Source organism: Vibrio sp. YMD68, assembly GCF_029958905.1.
Classification (GTDB): Bacteria; Pseudomonadota; Gammaproteobacteria; order Enterobacterales; family Vibrionaceae; genus Vibrio.
Map to the genome: position 1 here is coordinate 2,337,715 of NZ_CP124614.1, position 23,567 is coordinate 2,361,281.

Genomic DNA, 23,567 nt, shown 5'->3' on the forward strand with positions numbered 1-23,567 from the left:
TGGAAAGATCAAGTCAGTTAGCTAAGCTTACTGACCGCATCTTTAAGCTGAGCGACGATATCATCGTTGATTATCGCGCCTGTCTCAACGTCAAAATTTTCGTAAAAGCTCGGTATAGAAACCGACGCCACGACATTGCCACCAAAGTACGGTGCAGAGCCGGTAGCCGCAGCTAATACACTTTTGGCACCACCAGGCCCCGGTGAAGTAGCAAGATATACAGCGGGTTTATCTGCGAAGACATCACGCTTGATACGAGTCGCCCAATCAAACAAGTTTTTGTATGCCGCAGGGTAATGACCATTGTGCTCCGCAAATGAGATAACAAAGGCATTCGCTCGAGATAAATCGTGAATAAAGCGCAGAGCGCCTTCCGCTTTACCTATCTCTTTTTCTACATCTTCACTGAACATAGGAACGGAATAGTCATTGAGATCAAGAACTTCTACTTGCGCTTTTTCTACCAAATTAGCGGTATAAGTCGCCAACGCTTTATTAATGGACGTAGAGCTTGTGCTGGCACCAAAGGCGATAATTTTCATGACGTTGTTCCTTAATCGTAAACATCTGCAACAGAGAATAACCGAATTGTTCTTTCATTCAACAGCAAGAGTCATAACAAGTTATTCAGTAAAATTGAACAAAGGCTCGTTGCATATTCTCTACAACTGCATACTCTCTACAACTGTTGCTCTCTACCACGGCTGAGCTCTATAACTGATCCGTTAGCTCCACCCATAGATCATTCACAATCACTCGATCTGCGGGGGTGAGCTCTGTTTTTGCTTCATCAAGGCTTTGAACTATTCGAGTTTTCAGCTCCGCTATATCGTCAATGTTATCTTCTTCACATGAAGCGGCTGACAATGAAATGTGGCCTCGTAAATACCCACCAGCAAACAGTTCATCGTCAGAAGCAGATTCAATGCGTGCATCAATCAACTCTATTAGCTTTTCTTCAAATTCTATAATCATTGTTATCTCTTATTTCACGATAAATTGGTCAGCACATAACGGCTCAACTTGATAATACTGACGAAGGGCTTCAGAGAGCATCATGACTCGCTCGGGTAGCCCTTGCTTCAAAATCCCCATCACTTCTTTATGAACCGTATTCATAAAGGCTAAGCGATCGGGTTCAAAATCGCCGTGTAGATTGTCACAGCTGACGGTAAAAGGAAAGCCTGCACTTGTCGCAATGATCCACTCGTAAGCCTGCGGGCGCACTTCGACTTTTTCAAATTCCGCCTGTACCTGTTTTGTCCGGCCATCCGGTTCGTACCAGTAGCCAAAATCTTCCAATAATCGACGCTTTGGTCCTGCTACGCACCAGTGCGCTATTTCATGCAGCGCTGAGGCGTAAAAACCACGAGCAAACACAATACGGTGGTGTGGTGTTTGCTCGTCTGCTGGCAGATAGATCGGCTCATCGCCACCAAGTTCTAGCTTGGTGTTGTAGGCGTCAAAAAAAGTATCATTGAAGAGGGTGATTAAGTCTTGATACGTATGTTTTGGATGGGTCATGGCACTTTAATAAAGATAGCGGTTAACGCACGTATTTTGCTTTGTTTTATGCGTAAGGTAAAGCGCTACGTCGAATGTAAAAAAGCATTACTATAGCTAATCTGAAGCCCACCTTTGAGGTACAATTTTTCATTCGTCACCAACCACATTTGGCTCTAAACTCTCGCTTCATTTTTATCTGACAACCCCCGCATTCAGGGTGTTCTATTTAACGAGAGATAATGCAATGCTACTCAGTGTTTTGTACATCATTGGCATCACGGCTGAAGCCATGACGGGTGCACTCAGCGCCGGAAAACAAAAAATGGACTGGTTTGGGGTTATGTTAGTTGCCAGCGCCACGGCCATTGGTGGCGGTACAGTCAGAGATGTTTTACTCGGTCACTACCCGCTCGGTTGGGTCGAGAACCCTGAATTTCTAGCCATTACATGCATTGCTGGGGTGATTACTACGGGGTTAGCAAAATGGGTCATAAAACTGAAAGGGCTATTTATACGCTTGGATGCCCTGGGGTTAATCGTGTTCAGTATCATCGGCACTAAAGTCGCCATGAGCATGGGGCTTCATCCCGGAATTTGTATGGTGTCTGCATTGGTGACTGGCGTATTTGGGGGCTTGCTGCGTGATTTAATTTGCAGGCAAACACCGCTAGTGCTGCATGAAGAACTTTACGCCTCGGTGGCGCTGTTGGCTTCGGGCGTTTATCTCACATTGCTAGAGTTCGGGGTGAGTGATATTACCACCACCATCATGACTATCGTCATCGGGTATAGCGTAAGAATGGCAGCGGTGCACTTCAAGTGGCGTTTGCCTTCGTTTCATTTGGAAGGTGAAGGCTCTTTACATTAATACCTCTGCTGACTTTAATCGGCAGTATTCTAAAAGCACAAAAAAGGGTTAGCCTATGCCAACCCTTTATTTACTTCATGTAATCTGTGTTAGATCTTAGGCGTTTCAGTCGTAACACCAAAGTTTTGACCACGATGACGAAGAAGGTGATCGAGCAATACAATCGCTAACATCGCTTCAGCAATCGGCACGGCGCGAATACCAACACAAGGGTCGTGTCGACCTTTGGTGATGAGCTGAGTTGCTTGGCCGTCTTTGGTTATGGTGTCGCCAGGAACGGTAATACTGGACGTTGGCTTAAGTGCAATACTTGCCACAATGTCTTGACCAGTAGAAATCCCCCCCAAAATACCGCCCGCGTGATTGCTGCTGAAACCTTCCGGAGTTAATGGATCACGGTGTTCGCTGCCTTTCTGGCTAACGACATCAAAACCATCACCAATTTCGACCCCTTTCACGGCGTTAATGCTCATGAGTGCGTGAGCAATGTCTGCGTCTAATCGATCAAAAATTGGCTCACCAAGACCCACCGGCACTTTAGTCGCGACGACTTGGATCTTCGCCCCGATTGAGTTCCCTTCTTTAAGAAGATCGCGGATCAGTTGATCAAACTCTGGCACCTTGTCAGCATCTGGGCAAAAAAACGCGTTGTTTTCGATTTCATTCCAGTCGACTTTATCAATTGAGATATCACCCATTTGAGACAGATACGCTTGAATTTCAACACCAAACTCTTGTTTCAAGTACTTCTTAGCCACCGCGCCTGCTGCCACGCGCATGGCGGTTTCACGAGCCGAAGAGCGGCCTCCACCACGGTAATCACGTACTCCATATTTTTGATGGTACGTGTAATCAGCGTGACCAGGGCGAAACTTGTCTTTTATTTCTGAATAGTCTTTTGAGCGCTGGTCTGTGTTTTCAATGAGTAGACCAATAGACGTACCAGTCGTTTGGCCCTCAAATACGCCCGATAAAATTTTCACTTCATCGGCTTCACGACGTGCAGTGGTATAACGAGAAGTGCCCGGACGACGACGGTCTAAATCCTTTTGTAGATCTTCTTCAGTAATTTCTAGTCCTGGTGGGCATCCATCTATAATACATCCTAGTGCGATACCGTGACTTTCTCCGAATGTCGTCACTCGGAAATGTTGTCCGATACTGTTTCCTGCCATTGCGTCCTCAACCTCATACTGCCCTGTATAGTGGGCTTTACACTTTAATTCTTAGTTATTTCATAGTGGCTTTATTACGGTTTGATGTAAACCCCTAAAATTGAGCTAATTGACTATTTTGTACCAACAATAATACCAATCAAAGTAAGTAAGTGATCAGAAATTGCGCAGGAAAAAGACTTAAGGACATGGAGGTTTATTTTTGATAAGTAGTTATTCTACAATCAAAAATTCTAACGCAGTTATCGAGTATTTTAACCAGCTAGGGTGAACAGTGATTTACTACGATTGGTATAATAATGACCACGCATAAAAAAACGCCAACACAAGGTTGACGTTTTCTCTTCTCGATTAGCGTTTAATCGATGTACAGTGCAAACTCATCGGCACAATCCACAAGCTGCTGTCGGGTAAGCATAAATACGCCATGGCCACCGTTAGCAAACTCTATCCAAGTAAATGGGATATCTGGGTATTGCTCCATCATATGCACCATTGAGTTACCCACTTCACACACTAAAATACCGTCTTCGGTTAGATAATTAGGCGCATTGGCTAAAATTCGGCGTACCAATTTTAGACCATCGGTACCGGCTGCCAAACCCAGCTCTGGCTCGTGAGTAAACTCATCTGGTAGGCTGTTCATATCTTCTTCATCCACATACGGTGGATTCGATACGATCAGACTGTATTTTTCCTGTGGTAAATCACGGAACAGATCAGAACGCATTGGGAAGACTTGCTGCTCCATTCCGTGGTCTTGAACATTTTGCTCCGCCACTTGAAGAGCATCAACTGAAATATCAATCGCATCGACTTCTGTATCTGGGAAAGCATGCGCACAAGCAATAGCAATACATCCGCTACCGGTACACAAGTCCATGACGCGGGTTGGCTCTTCGGTTAGCCAAGGCTGGAATTGCGCTTCAATCAACTCAGCAATCGGAGAGCGAGGCACAAGTACACGTTCATCAACGAAGAACTCAAGACCACAGAACCACGCTTTATTGGTGAGGTACGCGGTCGGAGTACGTTCGTTTATACGCTTCACAACACGCTCAACGATACGCAAACGCTCACTGCTTGTGAGGCGAGAATTCAACACATGCGGAGGAAGATCAATAGGTAAATATAACGTTGGAAGGATAAGCTGTACGGCTTCATCCCATGCGTTATCAGTACCGTGACCATAAAATAAGTTAGCGGCATTAAAACGACTGACTGTCCAACGAATCATATCTTGAAGGGTATGAAGTTCCGATACCGCTTCTTCTACAAAAATCTTATCCAAAATTGCCTCCGAAAAGCGCTACAATACTGCTAATAATGTTTAATACGTTAAGCTATTCAAGCTTCGAGCAAGACAATGAGCCAAACATGAGCAAAAAAGACACCGATTTTGATGACGATTTCGCGTTATTCACCGACGCAGTAAAGGGCGTAAAAAAGTTGCAACAGGATACCATAGTCCAGCCTCCAAAAAGAAACCCTATACAAAAAGAAGTCAAACGCACCGCTCGTGAAGCCAGCGACACTGAATTTTATTTCTCCGATGAGTTTGTTCCGCTTCTCAGTCAAGACGGGCCAACACGATATGCTCGTGATGATGTGTCTACTTATGAGGTGAAGCGCCTTCGACGTGGCGTGTATGTGCCTGATGTTTTCTTAGATATGCACGGGATGACACAAAAAGAAGCGAAGCGAGAACTGGGGGCGATGATTGCGTATTGCATCAAAAACGATGTGCATTGTGCTTGTGTACAACACGGTATTGGTAAACATATCCTCAAACAAAAATCGCCACTGTGGCTTGCTCAGCATCCTGATGTGATGGCTTTTCACCAAGCTCCTCTTGAGTTTGGTGGCGCAGGCGCCTTGCTCATTTTGTTATCGATTCCTGAAAAGTAATCTCACTTTAACCTGTCATCCCCTTTGGACATCTTTTGTTGAGGTTTAAGGTTTAAGGTTTAAGCAAGATGACATCAATGGCGAAGATCCGTTGGAATCGTCATGGTGTCTTCATCCAACTTAGGACGTTGACCACCACGCTTTCTAAACTGTTTGAGCTGGAAAACATAAGCAAGCACTTGAGCCACTGCGGTAAACAGCCCATCAGGAATCTCTTGTTCTAACTCGGTGGTATGATAAAGCGCACGAGCCAGTGGCGGTGCAGGAATAACATAAATGTCATGCTCTCTGGCTATTTCACGAATTTTTAAAGCCATATGATCAACGCCCTTCGCAACCACTACGGGGGCTTTATCTACATTTTGCTTGTACCGTAACGCCACTGAGAAGTGATCTGGGTTGGTGATGATCACATCCGCTTCTGGCACATCGGCCATCATTCGTCTCTGAGCCATTTCACGTTGCAACATTCGGATTCGCCCTTTAACTTCAGGCTTACCATCTGTGTCTTTGTGCTCATCTTTCACTTCTTGCTTGGTCATTTTAAGCTGATCCGCATGCTGCCAAATCTGGAAAGGTATATCGATGGCAACCACAATGAGCAGTGAGCAGCTAATGAGCAAAATAAAATCTAATAAAATGTCGAGAGCGTGGAAAATATTCTGCGGGTAAACATCCATACTCAGCTGAAAAAGATCTTCTTTGGAAGCGTCAATCAGATAAAAAGCAACCCCAGACACTAAAGAAACCTTAAGTATCGACTTAAGCAGTTCGACAGCACTTTGCATGCCCACCATTCGTTTTAAACCACTCAAAGGGTTCATTTTTGAGGCTTTGGGCATCGCCGCTTTCACCGAAAAGTTCACCCCACCAACCCCTGCTGCGCCAATAAGGGCGGCGACAAACAAGACAAGCAGAATCAAAACAAGGGGGCCAAGTAAGCTGCCGAGCACGCCATTAGCGATATCGCCGAGCTTGCTCATATCAAACACTTCTTCTCGACTCAAAGAAAAGAGTCGGCTCATTCCTTCAAATAACTCTTTCCCCAGTGCCTCACCAAACCACATCAGGGAAATTGCGCCCATAATCAAAACGGAAACCGACGCTAGCTCTTTAGACCTTGCAACCTGCCCTTTTTCACGGGCCTGATCCAAGCGTCTGGGCGTTGCGTCTTCTGTGCGTTCTTGACCTGAATCTTCTGCCATCAGATCCTCCTATTTTGTCGTCGATGAGCGTATTCGCCAATGAGCTTAATGACTTCTTAACAGTCCAATCTTATCAATCGGCAGATTTGTTGCTCACCCTGAACCCAAAACATCTCGTAATGGGCAAAGAGTCCACTGACGATATACCAGCAAATGAGAAGGCCGACCAATAAAGCAAACGCAAAACCCAAGGAGAAAATATTCAACTGGGGCGCTGCACGCGTCATCACACCAAACGATAGATTGATGGTCAGCAAGGCGATAATGCCTGAAAGTGCCATGCTCAACGACACTTTAAACATGATACTTAACCATAGCGCAATTTCTCGATGATCGACGGTAGTGAGCGAACCCGAACCAATCGGCAAGCTTTTAAAGCTAAACACCACCAGCTGGATCATTTTTAAATGACCATCGGTTGAGAGGAAAAACATCGTCGCTAAAAACATGAATAGCTGACCCAGTAATGGGGTGCTTTGTCCGTTTGCAGGATCAACCATTGAAGCAAAACCCAAACTGGATTGCATACCCAATATCTGCCCGAGAATAATAAAGGTTTGGATCATAAACTGAGTAATGGTGCCCATCGCCACACCGATAATTACTTGCTCAAGTACAACAAGAAAACCTTGAAGCGAGAACAGTTCAATCTCAGTAGGAACTTCCGGTATGGCTGGAGATACAGCGAAGGTGATCGCCAAACCTAGATATAAACGAACGCGAGTAGGGACAAACCGAGCCCCAGTCACCGACATCACCATCAGCATGGCTGCAATTCGGGTGTAGGGCCAAAAGTAGTTGGCAATAAATTCTAAGACCGTACTGGTTGGATACTCCATAACGGGAACTTAATAGAGGATCTGAGGCAGTCGTTCAATGATGCTAAAAAAGTATTCCATCATCGATTGCATCATCCAATGCCCGAACAACATCAGGGCAAGTAGCGTAATAATAAGACGAGGCAGAAAGCTCAATGTTTGCTCATTGATCGATGTTGCCGCTTGAAACACCGCCACAACCAGGCCGACCAATAAGCTTGGAATGATGATGGCGCACACCAACATCAATACCATCCATAGGGCATCTCTAAATATTTCTACAAACAGCTCAGGAGTCATCGTTATCTCCCGTCACACGACAAAACTACCGGCTAACGTGGACAGTATTAAATTCCACCCATCAACCAGGACAAAAAGCATGAGCTTAAATGGCAGCGACACAATCATAGGAGAGAGCATCATCATACCCATTGCCATCAATATAGACGCGACCACCAAGTCAATGATTAAAAATGGCAAAAACAGCATGAAGCCGATTTGAAACGCGGTTTTCAACTCGGATGTAATAAAGGCGGGTATCAGTACCGCCATGGACACTTCTTCAGGGTTTTGAACCTCAGAGCCTGAAATATTAACAAAAGTCTCCAAATCCTTAATCCGTGTTTGCTTTAACATGAAGGCCTTTAAAGGCTCTTGAGCGATGCTAAATGCGTCTTTGGCAAGAATTTGCTCACTTAAATATGGCTGAACCGCTTTTTCGTTAATCTCATTGATCACCGGCGACATGATGAAGAAGGTCAAAAAGATGGCGATGCCGATGATCACTTGATTCGATGGCGTTTGTTGCAAACCCATTGCTTGGCGAAGAATCGACATAACCACCACAATACGTGTGAAAGAGGTCATTAAAATAACCATCGCAGGCAAAAAGCCCAGCATGGTCATCAACGCGAGTATTTGCAGGTTTAAGGAGTAATCTTCACCACCATTCGGGTTCGTCGTCATAGTGAAAGCGGGAATCCCACCGCCACCACTCACGCTACCCGATGCCGTCGTTCTCGATGCTCCTTGGTCTCTGTCCATCGCAGTCACCGTAATATTGGATGCACCCGCTGCGGTGGGAGGAATGATAGTATCTAGCTCTTCTTGCGCAAAGGCGACCGGAGAAAAAGCGAACGAGGCGAAAAGGAGTAACGCACTCGCGATAATCAATGGGATAAAACGATTATGATTGGTCATTTTTCTTCAATAGCTGGCTCATCTGATTTGCAAATGACCCTGAAGCTAACTCCTCCTGAGTGATCGGGGTTTCTAGTTTTGAAATCAGCTGAATCGACTGGCTCGTCACACCGACCAAAAACTGCTCTTTCCCCGCTTCAATGATCATAACACGCTCTTTAGTACCCACCGGAATTTGACGAACAATCGATAACCCTTTTTGGTTCATCATCGTGGGGACACGCATTCTCTTTAGCGCCCAAGCTAACAAAAAAATCAAAGCAACAACGAATAAAAGCGACCCTACTGTAGTCGCTAAATCCAATTCACTGCCTGTGGCTGCCATGGCGCTATATGGCAAAAATACAAGCGCTAGTGCTACGTATTTCATTCGCTCGCTTTCTCTGTCATTGATAAAAGCATCTCATTGTTCTAAAACTAGCCGTTATCTAAGAAACTCATTGATTTAAGAATCCAGATTATCGAAGCTTTTTAATGCGTTCCGTTTGACTAATAACATCCGTTAAACGAATACCAAACTTATCATTGACGACAACCACTTCACCATGGGCAATCAACGTACCGTTGACCAGAACATCCAATGACTCACCCGCCACGCGTTCCAGTTCAACCACTGAGCCCTGGTTGAGTTGCAACAGGTTACGAATGCTGATCTGTGAGCGCCCGACTTCCATAGAAATGGTCACCGGAATGTCTAAAATCGTGTCGAGCTTGCGTCGCTCGTCTTCTGATATTGGCGAAGAGGTATCTTGTAACTCATCAAGCGGTGCTGCCAGAATGTCATCAACATCCACTTCAGGAGCGGATGGATCTTCTCCCAACGCGGCTGCCCATTCGTCTGCTAGTTTCTGGTCGTCACTTGGTTCACTCATTCTTTATTACCTACTCTTAATACTCATCTTCATCGTCGCCGTTATCATCCTCGAATTCAGACATTATGTCTTTGCCAAGGAAAGCGAGATCCGTTTTAACTACATCGGGACGTTTAATTTTCTCTGAAACTTGAACCGCTAAGTTTTCTCCCGAGCGTCCCATTTTTACTCGGTATGTCGGCAGTTCTTCGACAAACATGGTGGCATGTTCAGGCATGACCATCGGGATAATATCACCCGCTTGAAGCTCCATCAGGTCACGTAACGAAATATCTTGCTCCAGTAAATTCACCCGGAAATTAACGGGAACGTCCATGATCTCTTCACGTAATGCTGAACTCCAACGAATATCGGTTTCCATCTTATCCGACTGAACACCCGCATCGAGCAATTCACGAATAGGCTCAACCATGGAGTAAGGCATCACAACGTGGAAGTCACCACCGCCACCATCCACTTCGATATGAAATGAACTCACCACAATCACTTCTGTCGGGCTAACAATGTTCGCCATACTTGGGTTCACTTCTGAATCCAAATACTCAAACTCAACCCCCATCACCGGTGACCAGGCTTCTTTGTAATCTTCGAATACTATTTTGAGTAACAGCTGAACAATTCGTCTTTCTGTTGGGGTAAACTCTCGGCCTTCAATTCGTGCATGGAAGCGGCCATCACCACCGAAGAAGTTTTCTACCAAGATGAACACTAATCTTGCTTCCATCGTGACAAGCGCCGTACCTTTCAATGGTCTGAAACGCACCATGTTAAGACTGGTCGGTACATACAATGTGTTTTGGTACTCACCAAACTTCATCATTTGTACGCCATTAATCGACACTTCGGCGGTTTTTCTAAGCATGTTAAACAAGCTGATCCGAAGGTGTCTGGCAAAACGCTCATTGATAAGCTCAAGCGTTGGCATTCGACCACGAACAATTCGGTCTTGAGAAGAGAAGTCAAAATTAACCGCGGAGGCATTATCCACTTCTACTTCATCTTCGGCCTCATCAACATCGTCTACACCATGAAGGAGAGCATCAATTTCGTCTTGGCTTAATAGATCAGTCACTTCACACCTACTGAATTACAAAATCGGTAAATAATACACGTTCAATCACGGGATGACCGACAGCTCGTGTCAGGCTGGCTTTAATATCTTCGCTGGCCTTCGTTCTTAACTCTACTCGACCATCCACACTGCGCAGCTGATCGACCGTTGCCGAGGCAAACGTACCCAATAGCGCACTTTCAATTAAAGGTGAATGATAACGGGCGAGATTTTCATTTTCGCTTCCGCGTACCATCAGTTGGACTTTTATCTGAACCAACCGGTCGCGTTTATCACCGGTCACATTAAAGAGAAACGGCTGAGGTATGTTGACGTACGCCACAGGATCAGCCGGCAACGCCGCTTTCGCCTCAGCGGATGCCCCAGATTCGGCAGAGTCACTGGATCCCATAAGGAAAAATGCAGCGGCACCGCCACCAACCAGTAATACCACCACTGCAATGATAATGATCAGGAGTTTGCTTTTCCCTTTCGGTTGTTCTTGTTCTAATTCTTCATCAGCCATAACAATCTCTATTTATTCTTTTTATATCGTTTTGTTTTGTATAGTTTAAGCGTAATAACTGATTCCATCACGCTTTGTTGTGACATTCAAATCAACTTTTGTGTCTGAATCAATATTTTCGTCACTATCGCCCATATTATTGGCTAATCCTCGACCTGATCCTTGATTTTCATTGGTCGCATACTGCCCTTGTTGTTGACCTGAGTTCTGTTGCTGCACCGATGTATCGCCTAACTGTACCCCTTGCTGGGCTAACATTTCTCTTAGCCGAGGCATGGATTGTTCAATCACATCTCTCGCTTGTTGATTGGTCACCGTGAAATGAACCGCCGTGTTATCACCATTCATATTCATTCGAATTTGCATTCGACCGAGTTCTGGTGGATCCAGGCGGATATCAATGTTCTTTAAGTTCTTTGACATCATCATTTGAACTCGTTCTGCCACTTGCTCACCCGCCAAATCTCGACTTAACGGTAGAGGAACCTGAGCTTGTGCGGCTTCCGCTCTTGCGGCGGGCGGAAGTTGCTGTCCCGTTGCCTGAGCAATTTGCTGTGCCAATGCTGCCTCTTTAGGATCAACAGACTGGCCTTGATTAATGCCATTGGCCGCTTTCAAGCCCAGAGCGGCTTTCAACGCAGCTTGATTGTTGGCTTGTCCATGCACCCCCGGTGGAATGGCGCCATTGACAGCAATCATTTGTTGGAGTTGATTTTGAGTTAAATCCGCAGGCATGGCTGAAGCCATATTTTCAACCGCTAACTTATCAACCATTTGTGGAGACATAGATTGTGAAGACATGGTTTGTGAAGACATAGATTGCGGCGACTGATTCAAAGCCTGCTGAACGGACGCAGCAACCGCAGCTTGTGTTTGAGGAAGTTGCCCCTGTGATCGACCAGTTTGCAGAGCCGCTTGCTCCAAGTTCGCTTGTTCTACTGCTGCTGGGTTATTCCACGCAATGGCTCCCGCGCCTAAACTTGCAGCCGCTGCGGCTTCTTGCTCTGACAAGCCTGTTTTATTCTGAGCGTTCGTTGTGCCGTCAGATAATGGTTGAGAGGCTGTGCGTTCGGAGACGAACTGCTGAGATCCAAGTTGTTGTGCTGAGTTGGCCGCTTGAGTGGCATCCGTGGCTTCAACATCGATAGCCGAATCACCAGATAATACCTGTTCACCTTCTATGCCCGATTTCGCGGATATCTGCGTATTCCCTTCACCAGACTGAGGGCCATTAACGCCATGTTTTGCCATCACAGCAGCCACAATGTATTCTTCAGATACAGAAGTTTGATTGTTTCCTTTACCCACCGTTTGTTGTGACATTTCTGTCAATGACTCATCTGAAAGAGGCTCGCCGGAAGCAGCGGCCTGTTCGTTTTCAATAAATGGCTTAATAGAGTCAGGAATAGCGTCTGTTTGTTCTTGTTGCACTGAGTGATTTTTATCAACGGATTGAGATTTCTGAGCGTTGAGTGCCACTTCTTGATCGGTTTGGTTATCGACATCACCACGAACTTTATTGCCCTCTGAAGATGCCCCTTGTGCCACCATGTTTGTTACTTCTGAGTGTTGACTGTCGCTGATTTCACTTTGCTGAGGCAATGGCTTGCCGTCTTTGTCTTTCAGTGCATTATTTGATTCGTTGAGCCTACCCAACAATTCATCACTTTCACTGACGGTCTTCGCCGCTTCATCACGACGATTGCTTTCCGCACTCTGCTTCTGTTTATCAACATCACCTTTTACCGCAGCCATATCCGCATCGTCACCACTGCTCTTTGCACTTTTTGTTGATTCTGTTGATGCATCCGACTCACTCACTTGCTTAAGCATCTCGTCGGCACTTTCATCAGCAGAGCCGCCCTTAATGGCTTTTGCGTTACCTTCTGAATTTTCAGACTTTTCGCCAGCCTTAACCGAGGTTTCAGTGGACGCTCCCTCGTTGCCTTTTGTCTCACCACCGTCCATCAATCCACCTACCATGGCAGACAGCTTGGCAAAAAATCCTCCAGATTCTGACGGGGCCCCTTCTGATAAGGTCGATGCTGAATCAGAGCCTGACTGGACAGATTTTGTATTAGGGCTATCGGAAACTGGCTTTAGATTAATATTCATACAGGTCACACTCTCAGCAAGAAAACGGGTTAAGCCATACTCAATCAGGATTACGGGCGGTAAGACGATGCTAAAAATTGAGATAGCATCTAGTTTTTGCAAGAAGTACGCCAATATTTGCCGCTAAAAGAGATCCTTATTCGATTTGTTACGGCTAAACTGCAGTGTTGAAAACTCATCGAGTTGTTTCTGTTCACGCATCTCTTGAAGCTTTTGTTTTTCTGTCTGTTTCTTTTCCAACAACCACTCATAAGAGCGGCGCTGTTTACGCACTTCTAACCAATGCTCCTGACAATTATCGACTTGGCTTTTAAAGTGCGATTCCGCTTGTTTCTGCTTAGCCAGTGTTTCGTCAAGTTGAGTGAGAAATCGATTCAAATGACCATACTGACTGGCCGTCAATCCTTCTTTCCCACGATCAATCAGTTGCTGACAGTAATCTAAACGGTATTTTTCAATCTGGGAGAGTTGCTCATAGTAATTATTCAGCTCTGCGTTCGCTTGGTTAAGAGCCAGAACCGCCTGGTCTTCTCGGTCTTTCGATTGCTCCAGTAAAAAGCCTAGTGCGTTTTCCATTTTGCTATGACTCTATCTGCAAAACGTTTTTCAACATGCCAACACACATTGCGTAAGGCACACTTTCTTTCATACTTTGCTGGAGGTATTCATCCAATCTCGGCTTAAGCGTGAACGCACTGTCAATGCCTGGGTCCGTACCTGGTTTATAGGCACCAATAGAAACAAGATCTTGGTTTTTTCGACAAATAGAAAGAACTTGCCTCACCGCTTTGGACATCAGCATATGCTCATCGGTGGTAATCTGTGGCATCACGCGACTGACTGATTTTTCTACGTCAATCGCTGGATAATGGCCTGCATCGGCCATTTCACGAGATAAAACAATGTGACCATCAAGAATCGCACGTGAGGCATCGGCGATAGGGTCTTGTAAATCATCCCCTTCCGTTAATACGGTGAAAAATGCGGTAATCGAACCTTGATGTTCACCGCCATTTCCTGCTCTTTCGACCAAAGCAGGCAACTTTGCAAACACCGAGGGTGGGTAACCTTTCGTTGCTGGAGGTTCGCCTACGGACAACGCAATTTCACGTTGAGCCTGGGCAAAACGAGTCAAGGAATCCATAAGCAATAGCACATCTAAGCCTTGATCACGGAAATATTCCGCCACCGTCAACGCTGTTTGACAGCCTTTCAAACGCATAAGTGGTGAAGAATCGGCCGGAGCCGCCACCACAACAGAACGTTGACGGCCATCGACACCAAGAATCTCTTCAATAAATTCTTTTACTTCTCGTCCACGCTCACCAATAAGGCCAACGACCACAACTTGCGCCGTTGTTCCTCGGGTCATCATACCCAGCGTGACCGATTTACCGACACCAGAGCCCGCAAACAACCCAATACGCTGACCTTTGCCTACAGTAAGCAACCCATTGATCGCTTTTAGCCCGACATCTAAGGGTTCGGTAATGGGTTTACGTGACAAAGGGTTAATAGGGGAAGAATTAAAGGCGGCGCGATGTTCAGTGTAAATTGGGCCCAAACCATCCAGCGGGTTACCCACACCATCAATGACTCGACCTAACAATTCCATTCCCACCGACAACCCCACTTCGCTGGTGAGTGGGGTCACTTTAGCACCGGGGAGCACTCCGGTGATTTGCTCGCTGGGCATTAAATAAAGATTATCGCCAGAAAAACCGACCACTTCCGCTTCCATCTCACCGGTCATGGTTTCAACGGTACAGAGGCTACCGATAGGCGCACGGCAACCCGTCGCTTCCAATGTTAAACCAACGACTCTGACCAATTTACCAGAGGCAACCGGTTTACAGCTCACGCCCTGGGTTTTGTATTGGTTGAGGCGTTCGGCTAAAGGCAGCATTAATCAGCACCTTGATGGCGATTACTGCCACAGAAACTGGCAATAACGCTACGAATTCGTTCTTCTAATCGATAGTTTACACTCGACTCACCGGCTTCAATTTGAACATCACCACGATTAAGCGCCGGTTCACTGTGCAGTGTCCAATTACGAAAATCGAGTTCTTTGTCACCGTATGATTGTCGGATAATATCGACGTCTTCTGGATGTAACTTGAGGGTAATCGCGTGACCAGAAACGGGTAAGGCTTCCACGGATTGTTTAACCGTATCGAGAATAACTTGGGGATTGGTTTGCACTTCAACGTGGACGACTTCTTTGACCAAAAGTAGCACCATATCGACTAACTGTTTTTCAACTTGCGCGTTCATTAGCTCTAATGGCTGAGCAAACTGGTTAGCTAAAGAAACAAAAGTCGCCACTTGCTCGTCAATGAACGATTGCCCTGCGACAAGCCCTTCGGACTTACCCAGTTCAAGGCCTTCCGTGCGGCCTTCTTCTATGCCCTGCTCTTTGCCTTTGTCGTATCCTTGTTTAAAGCCAGCTTCTTGCCCTTGCAGTAAACCTTCCTGATACGCACCTTGTTTGATCTGTTCAATTTCATCGTTAGTCAGCTGTAAAGGGGCTTCTTCAACCGGATCTTCAAAACTAGGAACCCAGCTAGGGTCATAATTCATCGCTGTTTCTTTGGCGTTTTTATTCACCTCTGCCCCATAATCAGGCAGCCCCCACTTTTTAGGTTGAGCGACTGATTCATCATCAAGGCGTAAAAAGCCACGTTTTCTTTCACCTGACATGGGAATCCTTTATTAGCGTGATTATTTGATAAATTGTTTGATAATTAGACTCAGTGTCATTGCTTAACGTGTCATTGCTTAACGTGATAACAGCATTGCATTCTCAACAACCTGAATTACAAGAATTCGTCTGCACCACCAGAAAGCATGATCTCTCCGTTATCTGCCATTCGACGTGCAATAGCAAGAATCTCTTTTTGCGCCGCCTCTACATCAGAAACTTTAACCGGAGGCATCGCTTCTAAGTCATCACTCATCATCTCAGCAGCACGTTTCGACATGTTCTTGAAGATCTTGTCTCGTAATGCATCGTCTGCGCCTTTGAGGGATTTTTGCAACACATCTTGCGGTACATCACGCAGCAGTTTTTGAATACCTTGGTCATCCACTTCAATAAGGTTTTCAAAGACAAACATGAGATCTTGAATTTGCGTTGCCATATCTTCATCTTGATCTCGGATTTGATCCATCAAGGTGCCTTCAACATTATTGTCCATGTAGTTCATGATTTCAGCCGCGGCTTTCAGGCCACCAATTTTGGCCGCTTGCGCACCAGCTTGACCCGCAAACTGTTTCTCCATGATTTCGTTCAATTCAGCCAGTGCCGATGGTTGAACTTCTTCAAGGTTGGCAATTCGCATCATTAAGTCTAAGCGATCACGTTCTGCAAACTGAGACAATATCTCCGCCGATTGATCCGCTTCTAGATAAGACAATACGATGGTTTGAATCTGAGGGTGCTCATTAATGATGATGCTGGCAACTTGACGTGGATCCATCCATTTCAATGAATCCAAACCTTTTGAGCCGGTCCCTAACAGTATTTGGTCAACAAGATTATTGGCCTTATCTTCACCCAAGGCAGCCACTAATGCATTTCGCATAAAGTCTTCGCTGCCCATACCGATATTGGTGTATTTCTGGATGTCTTCTAAAAATGCACGGTGAACAGCGCCCACTTTTTCTTGGCTAAGATCCGATGCTTTGGCCATGGCACTACCCACCCTTTGAACCTGCTTCGGCTCTAGATGACGAATAATTCCCGCGGCATCTTCTTCATTCAGACTCAGCAGCAAGATCGCCGCTTTTTCATCACCGGTAATGGTTGCTATGTCGACGGTGACTTCATTGCCGCCTTCCCCATTATCTTGGGGTACAATATCGTTAGGCATCTTCCATCCAATTTTTCACAACTTGAGCGGCAAGCTCAGGTTCATTAGCCACTAATGCGCGAACTGCTTTTAGCACATCTTCATCTTTATGCAGGTTCGGTAAATCAATGCTAGAACCGAACTCGAACAACTCACCACCTTCAATTTCACCGCCAATCAAGCTGGTTTCGCCATCGGCGCCAATCGGTAATCCATCTGGACCGTACATCTGTTCATCATCGTCAGCGGTTGGGTTAAGCAGTTTTTTCATCGCTGGACGTACAAGGACTAAGATCACAACGACAATGACGAGTGCGCTAGCAAACCAACGAATCCAATCGTTAAAGTTAGGGTGTTCCCAGATAGGCACATCTGCAATGTTTTCAATTTCAGGCTGAGCAAAGTTCATACTCAGTACATTGAGTAAATCGCCTCGGCCTTCATTAAAACCTACAGCACCAACCAGCACCTGACGAATTGAATTTAAATCACCTTCGCTAAGTGAAGTGTACGTCGTTTCTCCTGTTTCCGGATTCACGGAAGAACGATTTTTTATGGCGACCGCGACGGTTTGTCGATTCACAATGCCCGTTTGACGTCTTTCGTGGCTGATAGTGGTATCTAACTCGAAGTTTCGTGTCGCTTCTCGGTGCACTGAGCCTTGGCCTGTTAGTGAGCCATCTTTCATTTGTGCAACGTCTTGAGGAATCGATGCATCCGCTGGAGGTTGATTACTGAGCGCCCCAGGAATACCAGCAACGACATTACCGTTATTGTAATCTTCCAAGGTGTACTCACTACGAGTTGCGGGCGTGTTTGGATCGAAACGCTTACTGGTTTGTTCGACAGCGCTGAAATCCAGTTCGATATCGACTTGAGCGGTGTAGTTCCCAAAGCCAAGGATAGGGATGAGGACTGAATCTATTTTTTCGCGTACCGCTTGTTCTTGTTTTCTTTCTAATTCGTGCTCTTTTCGGCGCGCAGCTGATGCTGGGTCTTGAGAGCCTGAGCTAAGTAAGCGGCCGTGTTGATCCGTCACCGTGACTCTCGTCGGTTTCATGCCGGGTACCGCACTGCCTACCATATCAACAATAGAGTCGACTTCACCTTGTTTGAGCGACGCTCCTGTTCTGAGTGTCAAAAATACGGAGGCCGATGCTTCTTGGTTATGACGAACAAACACGCTTTGCTTGGGAAGTGCCAGTAACACACGAGCCTTACGTACTTGTTTCATTTCTTCCATTGTTTTAGACAGTTGACGTTCTCGGCTTAGTTTTAAACGTTCCAATTCTAATCGCTGAGAAACACCAAAGCCCATGTCTTGAAGCAGGATATCGTCACCAGCACTGCCCTGTTGGTTAAGACCAGCACGCGCTAGGTTGAGTTTTAAATTATTGTAGTTATTCACCGGAACTAGAATGGTATTACCTTCTAGTGTGTAATCGAGTTTTTGCTGATCAAGGTAATCAAGAACGGGGATAAGCTCTTCTGTCTCATAAGCCCCGAGTGGGCGCATTTCAGGCTCTTTCACCCAGAAAAAAAGCATCACAATGAGTGCGACACAGATAGAGATAGAAAGGACTAGAACGACTTGACGAAGTAGGTCTAAATCACCGATCGCCATATCAAATTTTGATGAGCTTTTTTCGTCGAGATCGGGGTTTTGCGTTTGTGTATCAAGATCGGAGCTTGTGACCATCGAGTGACTGTCTGCAGAATCCGTTAATGCTAAGTCTGTATTTTGATTATCGTCAGTCACGTTTACTACCTAAATTATACTGGCATGTTCATAAGTTCTTTGTACGCTTCAACCAATTTGTTGCGCACCTGAATCGTTGCTTCAAAAGCAACACTCGATTTATTACGAGCGATCATTACATCCGACAATGACACGTCTTCATCACCTCGATCAAAGCGCATTTGAAAGTCGCTTGACGATTTTGAAAGCCCATTAACGTTATTGATCGCTTTGTTCAGCATATTGCCAAAATCGGCACCCACACTTTGGCCCGTGGCAGTCGGTTTTGTATTCGTGGCTTCAAACATGAGCGCTTGCATTTCGCCTTGTAGACCGTTAACTATCATTACAACCTCAAATGCCAATTCTTTGACTTATGTTCATTCTTATTAAGTAAACAGCAATTAATATGCCATTATTTTGTGTCGCATCCTTTATTACTTTTTAGCCCGGTACATCGATGCCCGCATCTCTCATTTTAGCCAGTTTGTAGCGTAATGTTCGAGGGCTAATACCCAGTTTTTCGGCCATCTCTTTACGGCGACCATTGCACTCAACCAATGTATCTAAAATGATGCTGTACTCTTGATCTCGTAACTCTCCACCCAACCCAGATGAAGCAGAAGTTACCGCACTGGATGAATCAACCTCAGCAACGGGTTTAATCGACGGTGCCGCTATCCCAGTTTCAACCACTTGCTGCAGCCCACTAGCGTCTTGCCAATCGATCCCTTCGAGTAAGATATGCTCACCGGTAATGTTTTGATTGTCGCTTAATATCAACGCACGCTGAACCACATTGTCCAGTTCACGAACATTTCCAGGCCAGCTGTATTGAAGCAACTTACTCAAGGCTTGAGCGTTAAGCTGTGGCACGGGGATACCGAGCTTTTTACAGTGTCTCTCAACCAAATGCTGAGCGAGCGGTTGGATATCTCCAGGTCTTTCGCTTAGCGCAGGCCAGGTAATTGGGAAGACGTTCAGTCGATAGTAGAGGTCTTCTCGGAAATTGCCCTCTTGCACATACTGCTTTAAGTCTCGGTTACTGGTGGCTAGAACACGCACGTCCAGTTGAACACTTTTTCGACTGCCTAAACGCTCGACTTCACGCTCTTGGATAACACGTAGCAATTTGGCTTGAAGATTTAAATCCATCTCACTGATTTCATCAAGTAAGATCGTTCCGCCTTGTGCTTGCTCAAATTTCCCCGGACAAGCTTGTACCGCTCCGGTAAACGCGCCTTTTTCGTAACCAAACAGTGTGGCTTCTAACATATTGTCTGGAATTGCTGCGCAGTTGATCGCAACAAATGGCCCATCTTTTCTGTTCGACGCGTTATGAATATAGCGAGACATCACCTCTTTACCAGAACCACTCGGGCCAAGTACCATGACATTGGCATCGGTTTTGGCGACTTTATCAGCCAGCGCCAATAATTTTAGACTTTTTTCATCGGCAACGATGGCATCACCATTGTCATCGGATTTGACTGGCGCGTAACGACTGACCATATTGAGCAAGACTTCAGGCGCAAAAGGTTTCGCCATATAGTCTATTGCCCCATCTTTCATCGCAGAGACAGCATCTTCAATATTGGCGTAAGCTGTCATGAGTAGCACAGGTAAATTTGGCCAATGTTGTTTGATGTTTCGCAACAGTGCCAGTCCCCCCATCCCAGCCATTTGTACATCAGAAACCACAATATCAACAGAGTTAGATTTCAGCTTAACCAACGCGTCTTCTGCACTGTCCGCTTCTAACCATTCATAACCGGCTAATGCCAATGTATCGACTAAAGCTTCACGTAGTCCCTCATCATCTTCTACTATCAAGACTTTACTTTGCGCCATGGTTATTCTCCGTTAGTGGTGACTGCTGATTCCGAATCCGACATTTGAGCTGTGGGAATCGTCTCTTGCGTATCTGAAGCGTGATGCTTTAAGGGTAGGCACATGGTGAAACATGCGCCATCGCCTTGCTCTGAAATAAGCTCTAATTGACCATCGTGGGCCCGACAAACCATTTGTACCACGGCTAGACCTAAGCCCGTTCCTTGAGATCGCGTGGTAAAGAACGGCTCCATAATTTTGCTTTGTAGCTCTTTAGGCACTCCCGGCCCACTGTCTTGCACCGAGATTTTGAGCCTGTCATTAACAGGTCGGAAGAACACATCAATCTGTGCATTTTTTCCACTGATCTGAATGGCATTCAACACCAAGTTACTCAATGCAGAAGCGATGGCATTGGCGTTGCCTAATAAGGTCGTTTGCTCTTGTTCGACTTCTAAGCAGTAATCTATGTGGTTATGTTTCAGCGCCGTTTCCACCATTGGATTAAACTCTGCAACTAATTCTCCAATCGTGAATGACTTCACGACTTTATTATCACCACCTTTAGCAAACAACAGCATGTCATTCACTTGCTTTTCTAAATCATGCAGTCTATCCATAAGTTTAGATTGAAAACGGTCTTTCGTGGCCGGTGGCAGGTTCGGTGCTGCTAGATTGGATGCATATAACATCGCACTAGAGAGTGGCGTTCGTACTTGGTGCGCTAACGAAGCCACCATTTTCCCCAGCGATGACAAACGCTGAAGATCGCCAATTCTTGATTGAAGTAATCGAGTCTCAGTGAGATCGGTAATTAAAATCAGTTGGCCGGTGTGCGATGCAGAAATCGCTAATCGGACTTTGCGACCATTGCGTAAGGAGATTTCGTGTCCATCATCTTCTCGCGGAGCAAAGGCAGATTGAATAACGGTAAACCACTTTTCTCCAATCAAAGAGACTTCTAACAGCTTTTGAGCTTCTGGATTGGCTTCACGCACAACACCTTGGGTATCGAGCAAAATGACACCGGCGGGCATAACGTCGAGTACTTGTTTGTAGCGCTCGACTTGATCTTCAAGCGTGTCTAGGTGCGACTGATGTTCTGTGGGTTCTGATGTTTGCATGTCGATTTTCTGCCAATAGTCGATTTTCTGCCAATAAAAGGACAATAGCCTGGCATGCAATTAACAAGCCAGGCTATTGTTATTTAAAAATCAACGGGTTACACCTAAATCATTGAGCTGTCAACTAATTGACATGCTATCGCTGAATATCATATTTACGCATTTTTTCAACAAGCGTTGTCCGTCTCATCCCCAGCATATCAGCGGCTCGAGCAACAACACCACCTTGAGCATCAAGCGCTTGATTGATCATGTTTACTTCGAGATCAGCCAAGAGCTCTTTTAGATTAAGACCTTCTGGTGGAAGAGATTGTGGAGCATTTGCGATCATCTGCTCATGAAACGGGTCAACGTTTTCTAAACTGAAATCTTCTGAAAAGATGTCGGCTAAAACATCGCGCTCTTGCTCTTCAATTGAAGCAAAGCTGGTGTTTTCAGGCTGAAATTCTGGAATATCACTGTAGCGATACTTAGTGGGAAGATGATTCACATCCACTAAGCTGTTCGGGTACAAAATGATCATCCGTTCAATCAGATTCGCTAACTCACGAACATTACCCGGCCAGTCATGCTCCATTAATGAGTTAATCGACCTCGGAGTGAAACAAATAGGCTGACCGCCTTCGGCTTCCATGCGAGTCATTAATTCTTGAAGCAATAGCGGAATATCATCTTTACGATGTTTTAATGCCGGCATTTCAATCGGAAAAACGTTCAAGCGATAATAAAGGTCTTCGCGAAAAGACTCCGCAGTAATCATTTCTTCTAAGTTTCGATGCGTGGCTGCAACAACCCGCACATTAACTCGGATCGTGGTATTTCCACCGACACGCTCAAAACAGCGTTCCTGAAGAACACGCAGCAGCTTGACTTGCATAGGCATTGGCATGTCGCCAATTTCATCTAGGAAAAGCGTTCCACCTTCTGCAAGCTCAAATCGTCCTTTTCTTGAGGTGATCGCCCCAGTAAATGCACCTTTTTCGTGACCAAACAATTCACTTTCCAGTAAATCAGGAGGAATAGCCCCACAGTTGATCGGTACAAAAGGCCCCTTACGACGGGTGGAATGGTAATGAATGTTACGCGCTACCACTTCTTTACCCGTACCCGATTCGCCTAGAATTAAGACATTCGCTTCCGTATCGGAGACTTGTTCAATCAAATGTCTGACTTCTTGAATACCCAGGCTTTGACCGACTAAACTGCGAAATAAGGTGTTTTTCCTAGAGAGAGAAGTTTGAACACCTTTACGACCAAGAAAGTCTTTGCAGTGTCTCAGCGCCTCACTAAGTTGCGGGTAATTTAGGGGAAACTCCAACTCTCCAACGTATTGTGGATAGTCGTCGACAGGGTACGCTTGTTTGCCCGCGACCAAGAGTGGGATGTGATGAACAGATGAAAGCTGTTGACTCAAGCTAGAAGGCAGTACTTCCCCTTGTATAGAACCAAGAATGCATCCTGCTGAAAACTTTGACCAATCGATATCCTCGATATGATCCGATGTCACTACTTCGCACTGCTCTCCAACGAATTCTAAAATATTACTGAGATTAATTCGCACTTGTGCGTCATCTTCAATCACAAGTATTTTTGATAAACCATGCATAGGTGAGAATGATTGCCTTCATTTTGATAAGTTGGTGGCTAAATCTAATAGTCCGGAAACAAGGCGCTTACTTTGATAAGAGCTACTATAACGATAGACAATTTATATAAATCAGCAACAAAAAAGCCACTACAATACTGTAAGTGGCTTCTATTTTATTTGATTAAAAAA

Annotated in this window: 25 protein-coding genes; 2 read left to right on the plus strand and 23 right to left on the minus strand. The window is 45.5% G+C overall.

The annotated features are described in order from the left end of the window. Positions 1-17: 17 nt before the first annotated feature. The 3 genes from QF117_RS16490 to QF117_RS16500 form a co-directional block, all read right to left on the minus strand. On the minus strand, positions 18-542 hold the full coding sequence (locus QF117_RS16490) for an NADPH-dependent FMN reductase (RefSeq protein ID WP_282386894.1): 525 nt from the start codon (positions 540-542) through the stop codon (positions 18-20). A 169-nt stretch (positions 543-711) separates the two neighbouring features. Next, positions 712-975, minus strand: coding sequence for a YfcL family protein (locus QF117_RS16495; protein ID WP_282386896.1), 264 nt, complete (start codon positions 973-975; stop codon positions 712-714). Positions 976-984: 9 nt separating this feature from the next. Then, positions 985-1,524, minus strand: coding sequence for an elongation factor P hydroxylase (locus QF117_RS16500; protein ID WP_282386898.1), 540 nt, complete (start codon positions 1,522-1,524; stop codon positions 985-987). Between the two features lie 226 nt (positions 1,525-1,750). On the opposite strand from QF117_RS16500, the gene QF117_RS16505 reads away from it, so the two are divergent. Next, positions 1,751-2,374 (plus strand): trimeric intracellular cation channel family protein, encoded by a 624-nt coding sequence (locus QF117_RS16505; protein ID WP_282386899.1) that lies wholly within the window; start codon positions 1,751-1,753, stop codon positions 2,372-2,374. A gap of 89 nt (positions 2,375-2,463) precedes the next feature. On the opposite strand, the gene aroC is transcribed toward QF117_RS16505, so the two are convergent. Further along, positions 2,464-3,549 carry a chorismate synthase gene (gene aroC, locus QF117_RS16510; protein ID WP_282386900.1) on the minus strand — a complete coding sequence of 362 codons (1,086 nt, stop codon included), beginning with the start codon at positions 3,547-3,549 and terminating at the stop codon, positions 2,464-2,466. A 358-nt stretch (positions 3,550-3,907) separates the two neighbouring features. Beyond that, positions 3,908-4,840: a 50S ribosomal protein L3 N(5)-glutamine methyltransferase gene (gene prmB / locus QF117_RS16515; RefSeq protein WP_282386901.1), complete on the minus strand. Its 933-nt coding sequence runs from the start codon at positions 4,838-4,840 to the stop codon at positions 3,908-3,910. An 86-nt stretch (positions 4,841-4,926) separates the two neighbouring features. Between prmB and smrB the strand changes: the two genes are divergently transcribed. Beyond that, complete coding sequence (gene smrB / locus QF117_RS16520) at positions 4,927-5,457, plus strand: endonuclease SmrB (RefSeq protein WP_282386902.1); 531 nt, start codon at positions 4,927-4,929, stop codon at positions 5,455-5,457. A 74-nt stretch (positions 5,458-5,531) separates the two neighbouring features. Here smrB and flhB read toward each other — a convergent pair whose 3' ends face one another. The 18 genes from flhB to QF117_RS16610 form a co-directional block, all read right to left on the minus strand. After that, the gene (gene flhB, locus QF117_RS16525) at positions 5,532-6,662 is read right to left on the minus strand and encodes a flagellar biosynthesis protein FlhB (RefSeq protein WP_282386903.1); all 1,131 of its coding nucleotides are present in this window, start codon (positions 6,660-6,662) and stop codon (positions 5,532-5,534) included. Between the two features lie 56 nt (positions 6,663-6,718). Then, the gene (fliR, locus tag QF117_RS16530; RefSeq protein WP_282386904.1) at positions 6,719-7,501 is read right to left on the minus strand and encodes a flagellar biosynthetic protein FliR; all 783 of its coding nucleotides are present in this window, start codon (positions 7,499-7,501) and stop codon (positions 6,719-6,721) included. Positions 7,502-7,510: 9 nt separating this feature from the next. Then, positions 7,511-7,780 carry a flagellar biosynthesis protein FliQ gene (gene fliQ, locus QF117_RS16535; RefSeq protein WP_282386906.1) on the minus strand — a complete coding sequence of 90 codons (270 nt, stop codon included), beginning with the start codon at positions 7,778-7,780 and terminating at the stop codon, positions 7,511-7,513. 12 nt (positions 7,781-7,792) lie between these two features. Next, positions 7,793-8,680 carry a flagellar type III secretion system pore protein FliP gene (gene fliP, locus QF117_RS16540; protein ID WP_282386908.1) on the minus strand — a complete coding sequence of 296 codons (888 nt, stop codon included), beginning with the start codon at positions 8,678-8,680 and terminating at the stop codon, positions 7,793-7,795. Next, complete coding sequence (gene fliO / locus QF117_RS16545; protein ID WP_282386910.1) at positions 8,667-9,050, minus strand: flagellar biosynthetic protein FliO; 384 nt, start codon at positions 9,048-9,050, stop codon at positions 8,667-8,669. Before fliO ends, fliP begins: the two co-directional genes overlap by 14 nt. A gap of 88 nt (positions 9,051-9,138) precedes the next feature. Beyond that, on the minus strand, positions 9,139-9,552 hold the full coding sequence (gene fliN / locus QF117_RS16550; protein ID WP_282386912.1) for a flagellar motor switch protein FliN: 414 nt from the start codon (positions 9,550-9,552) through the stop codon (positions 9,139-9,141). Between the two features lie 16 nt (positions 9,553-9,568). Next, complete coding sequence (gene fliM, locus QF117_RS16555; RefSeq protein WP_017033254.1) at positions 9,569-10,624, minus strand: flagellar motor switch protein FliM; 1,056 nt, start codon at positions 10,622-10,624, stop codon at positions 9,569-9,571. Between the two features lie 7 nt (positions 10,625-10,631). After that, positions 10,632-11,129 (minus strand): flagellar basal body-associated protein FliL, encoded by a 498-nt coding sequence (gene fliL, locus QF117_RS16560; protein WP_282386913.1) that lies wholly within the window; start codon positions 11,127-11,129, stop codon positions 10,632-10,634. A gap of 45 nt (positions 11,130-11,174) precedes the next feature. Then, entirely contained in the window at positions 11,175-13,244 is a 2,070-nt protein-coding gene (locus QF117_RS16565; protein WP_282386914.1) for a flagellar hook-length control protein FliK, read from the minus strand. A 123-nt stretch (positions 13,245-13,367) separates the two neighbouring features. Continuing rightward, positions 13,368-13,820: a flagellar export protein FliJ gene (fliJ, locus tag QF117_RS16570; protein WP_282386915.1), complete on the minus strand. Its 453-nt coding sequence runs from the start codon at positions 13,818-13,820 to the stop codon at positions 13,368-13,370. Positions 13,821-13,824: 4 nt separating this feature from the next. Further along, the gene (fliI, locus tag QF117_RS16575) at positions 13,825-15,150 is read right to left on the minus strand and encodes a flagellar protein export ATPase FliI (protein WP_017039323.1); all 1,326 of its coding nucleotides are present in this window, start codon (positions 15,148-15,150) and stop codon (positions 13,825-13,827) included. Beyond that, complete coding sequence (gene fliH / locus QF117_RS16580) at positions 15,150-15,947, minus strand: flagellar assembly protein FliH (protein ID WP_017033259.1); 798 nt, start codon at positions 15,945-15,947, stop codon at positions 15,150-15,152. Before fliH ends, fliI begins: the two co-directional genes overlap by 1 nt. 116 nt (positions 15,948-16,063) lie before the next feature. After that, on the minus strand, positions 16,064-17,119 hold the full coding sequence (gene fliG / locus QF117_RS16585) for a flagellar motor switch protein FliG (protein ID WP_282386920.1): 1,056 nt from the start codon (positions 17,117-17,119) through the stop codon (positions 16,064-16,066). After that, positions 17,112-18,857: a flagellar basal-body MS-ring/collar protein FliF gene (gene fliF / locus QF117_RS16590; RefSeq protein WP_282386922.1), complete on the minus strand. Its 1,746-nt coding sequence runs from the start codon at positions 18,855-18,857 to the stop codon at positions 17,112-17,114. Before fliF ends, fliG begins: the two co-directional genes overlap by 8 nt. Positions 18,858-18,871: 14 nt before the next feature. Continuing rightward, the gene (fliE, locus tag QF117_RS16595) at positions 18,872-19,183 is read right to left on the minus strand and encodes a flagellar hook-basal body complex protein FliE (protein ID WP_017033262.1); all 312 of its coding nucleotides are present in this window, start codon (positions 19,181-19,183) and stop codon (positions 18,872-18,874) included. A gap of 97 nt (positions 19,184-19,280) precedes the next feature. After that, positions 19,281-20,687, minus strand: coding sequence for a sigma-54 dependent transcriptional regulator (locus QF117_RS16600; protein WP_282386923.1), 1,407 nt, complete (start codon positions 20,685-20,687; stop codon positions 19,281-19,283). A 2-nt stretch (positions 20,688-20,689) separates the two neighbouring features. Then, positions 20,690-21,790 carry an ATP-binding protein gene (locus tag QF117_RS16605; protein WP_282386924.1) on the minus strand — a complete coding sequence of 367 codons (1,101 nt, stop codon included), beginning with the start codon at positions 21,788-21,790 and terminating at the stop codon, positions 20,690-20,692. A 136-nt stretch (positions 21,791-21,926) separates the two neighbouring features. Then, complete coding sequence (locus QF117_RS16610) at positions 21,927-23,396, minus strand: sigma-54 dependent transcriptional regulator (protein WP_282386925.1); 1,470 nt, start codon at positions 23,394-23,396, stop codon at positions 21,927-21,929. Positions 23,397-23,567 lie beyond the last annotated feature (171 nt).

Bases quoted from the DNA above. Each gene is read 5' to 3' on its own strand.
- smrB (WP_282386902.1), top strand. From the start codon at position 4,927: ATGAGCAAAAAAGACACCGATTTTGATGACGATTTCGCGTTATTCACC.
- fliN (WP_282386912.1), bottom strand. From the start codon at position 9,552: ATGAGTGAACCAAGTGACGACCAGAAACTAGCAGACGAATGGGCAGCC.
- fliE (WP_017033262.1), bottom strand. From the start codon at position 19,183: ATGATAGTTAACGGTCTACAAGGCGAAATGCAAGCGCTCATGTTTGAA.
- QF117_RS16605 (WP_282386924.1), bottom strand. From the start codon at position 21,790: ATGCAAACATCAGAACCCACAGAACATCAGTCGCACCTAGACACGCTT.
- fliI (WP_017039323.1), bottom strand. From the start codon at position 15,150: ATGCTGCCTTTAGCCGAACGCCTCAACCAATACAAAACCCAGGGCGTG.
- flhB (WP_282386903.1), bottom strand. From the start codon at position 6,662: ATGGCAGAAGATTCAGGTCAAGAACGCACAGAAGACGCAACGCCCAGA.
- fliG (WP_282386920.1), bottom strand. From the start codon at position 17,119: ATGCCTAACGATATTGTACCCCAAGATAATGGGGAAGGCGGCAATGAA.
- QF117_RS16500 (WP_282386898.1), bottom strand. From the start codon at position 1,524: ATGACCCATCCAAAACATACGTATCAAGACTTAATCACCCTCTTCAAT.
- fliL (WP_282386913.1), bottom strand. From the start codon at position 11,129: ATGGCTGATGAAGAATTAGAACAAGAACAACCGAAAGGGAAAAGCAAA.
- fliP (WP_282386908.1), bottom strand. From the start codon at position 8,680: ATGACCAATCATAATCGTTTTATCCCATTGATTATCGCGAGTGCGTTA.
- QF117_RS16600 (WP_282386923.1), bottom strand. From the start codon at position 20,687: ATGGCGCAAAGTAAAGTCTTGATAGTAGAAGATGATGAGGGACTACGT.
- QF117_RS16490 (WP_282386894.1), bottom strand. From the start codon at position 542: ATGAAAATTATCGCCTTTGGTGCCAGCACAAGCTCTACGTCCATTAAT.
- fliO (WP_282386910.1), bottom strand. From the start codon at position 9,050: ATGAAATACGTAGCACTAGCGCTTGTATTTTTGCCATATAGCGCCATG.
- QF117_RS16505 (WP_282386899.1), top strand. From the start codon at position 1,751: ATGCTACTCAGTGTTTTGTACATCATTGGCATCACGGCTGAAGCCATG.
- fliR (WP_282386904.1), bottom strand. From the start codon at position 7,501: ATGGAGTATCCAACCAGTACGGTCTTAGAATTTATTGCCAACTACTTT.
- aroC (WP_282386900.1), bottom strand. From the start codon at position 3,549: ATGGCAGGAAACAGTATCGGACAACATTTCCGAGTGACGACATTCGGA.
- QF117_RS16565 (WP_282386914.1), bottom strand. From the start codon at position 13,244: ATGAATATTAATCTAAAGCCAGTTTCCGATAGCCCTAATACAAAATCT.
- fliJ (WP_282386915.1), bottom strand. From the start codon at position 13,820: ATGGAAAACGCACTAGGCTTTTTACTGGAGCAATCGAAAGACCGAGAA.
- QF117_RS16610 (WP_282386925.1), bottom strand. From the start codon at position 23,396: ATGCATGGTTTATCAAAAATACTTGTGATTGAAGATGACGCACAAGTG.
- fliH (WP_017033259.1), bottom strand. From the start codon at position 15,947: ATGTCAGGTGAAAGAAAACGTGGCTTTTTACGCCTTGATGATGAATCA.
- QF117_RS16495 (WP_282386896.1), bottom strand. From the start codon at position 975: ATGATTATAGAATTTGAAGAAAAGCTAATAGAGTTGATTGATGCACGC.
- fliQ (WP_282386906.1), bottom strand. From the start codon at position 7,780: ATGACTCCTGAGCTGTTTGTAGAAATATTTAGAGATGCCCTATGGATG.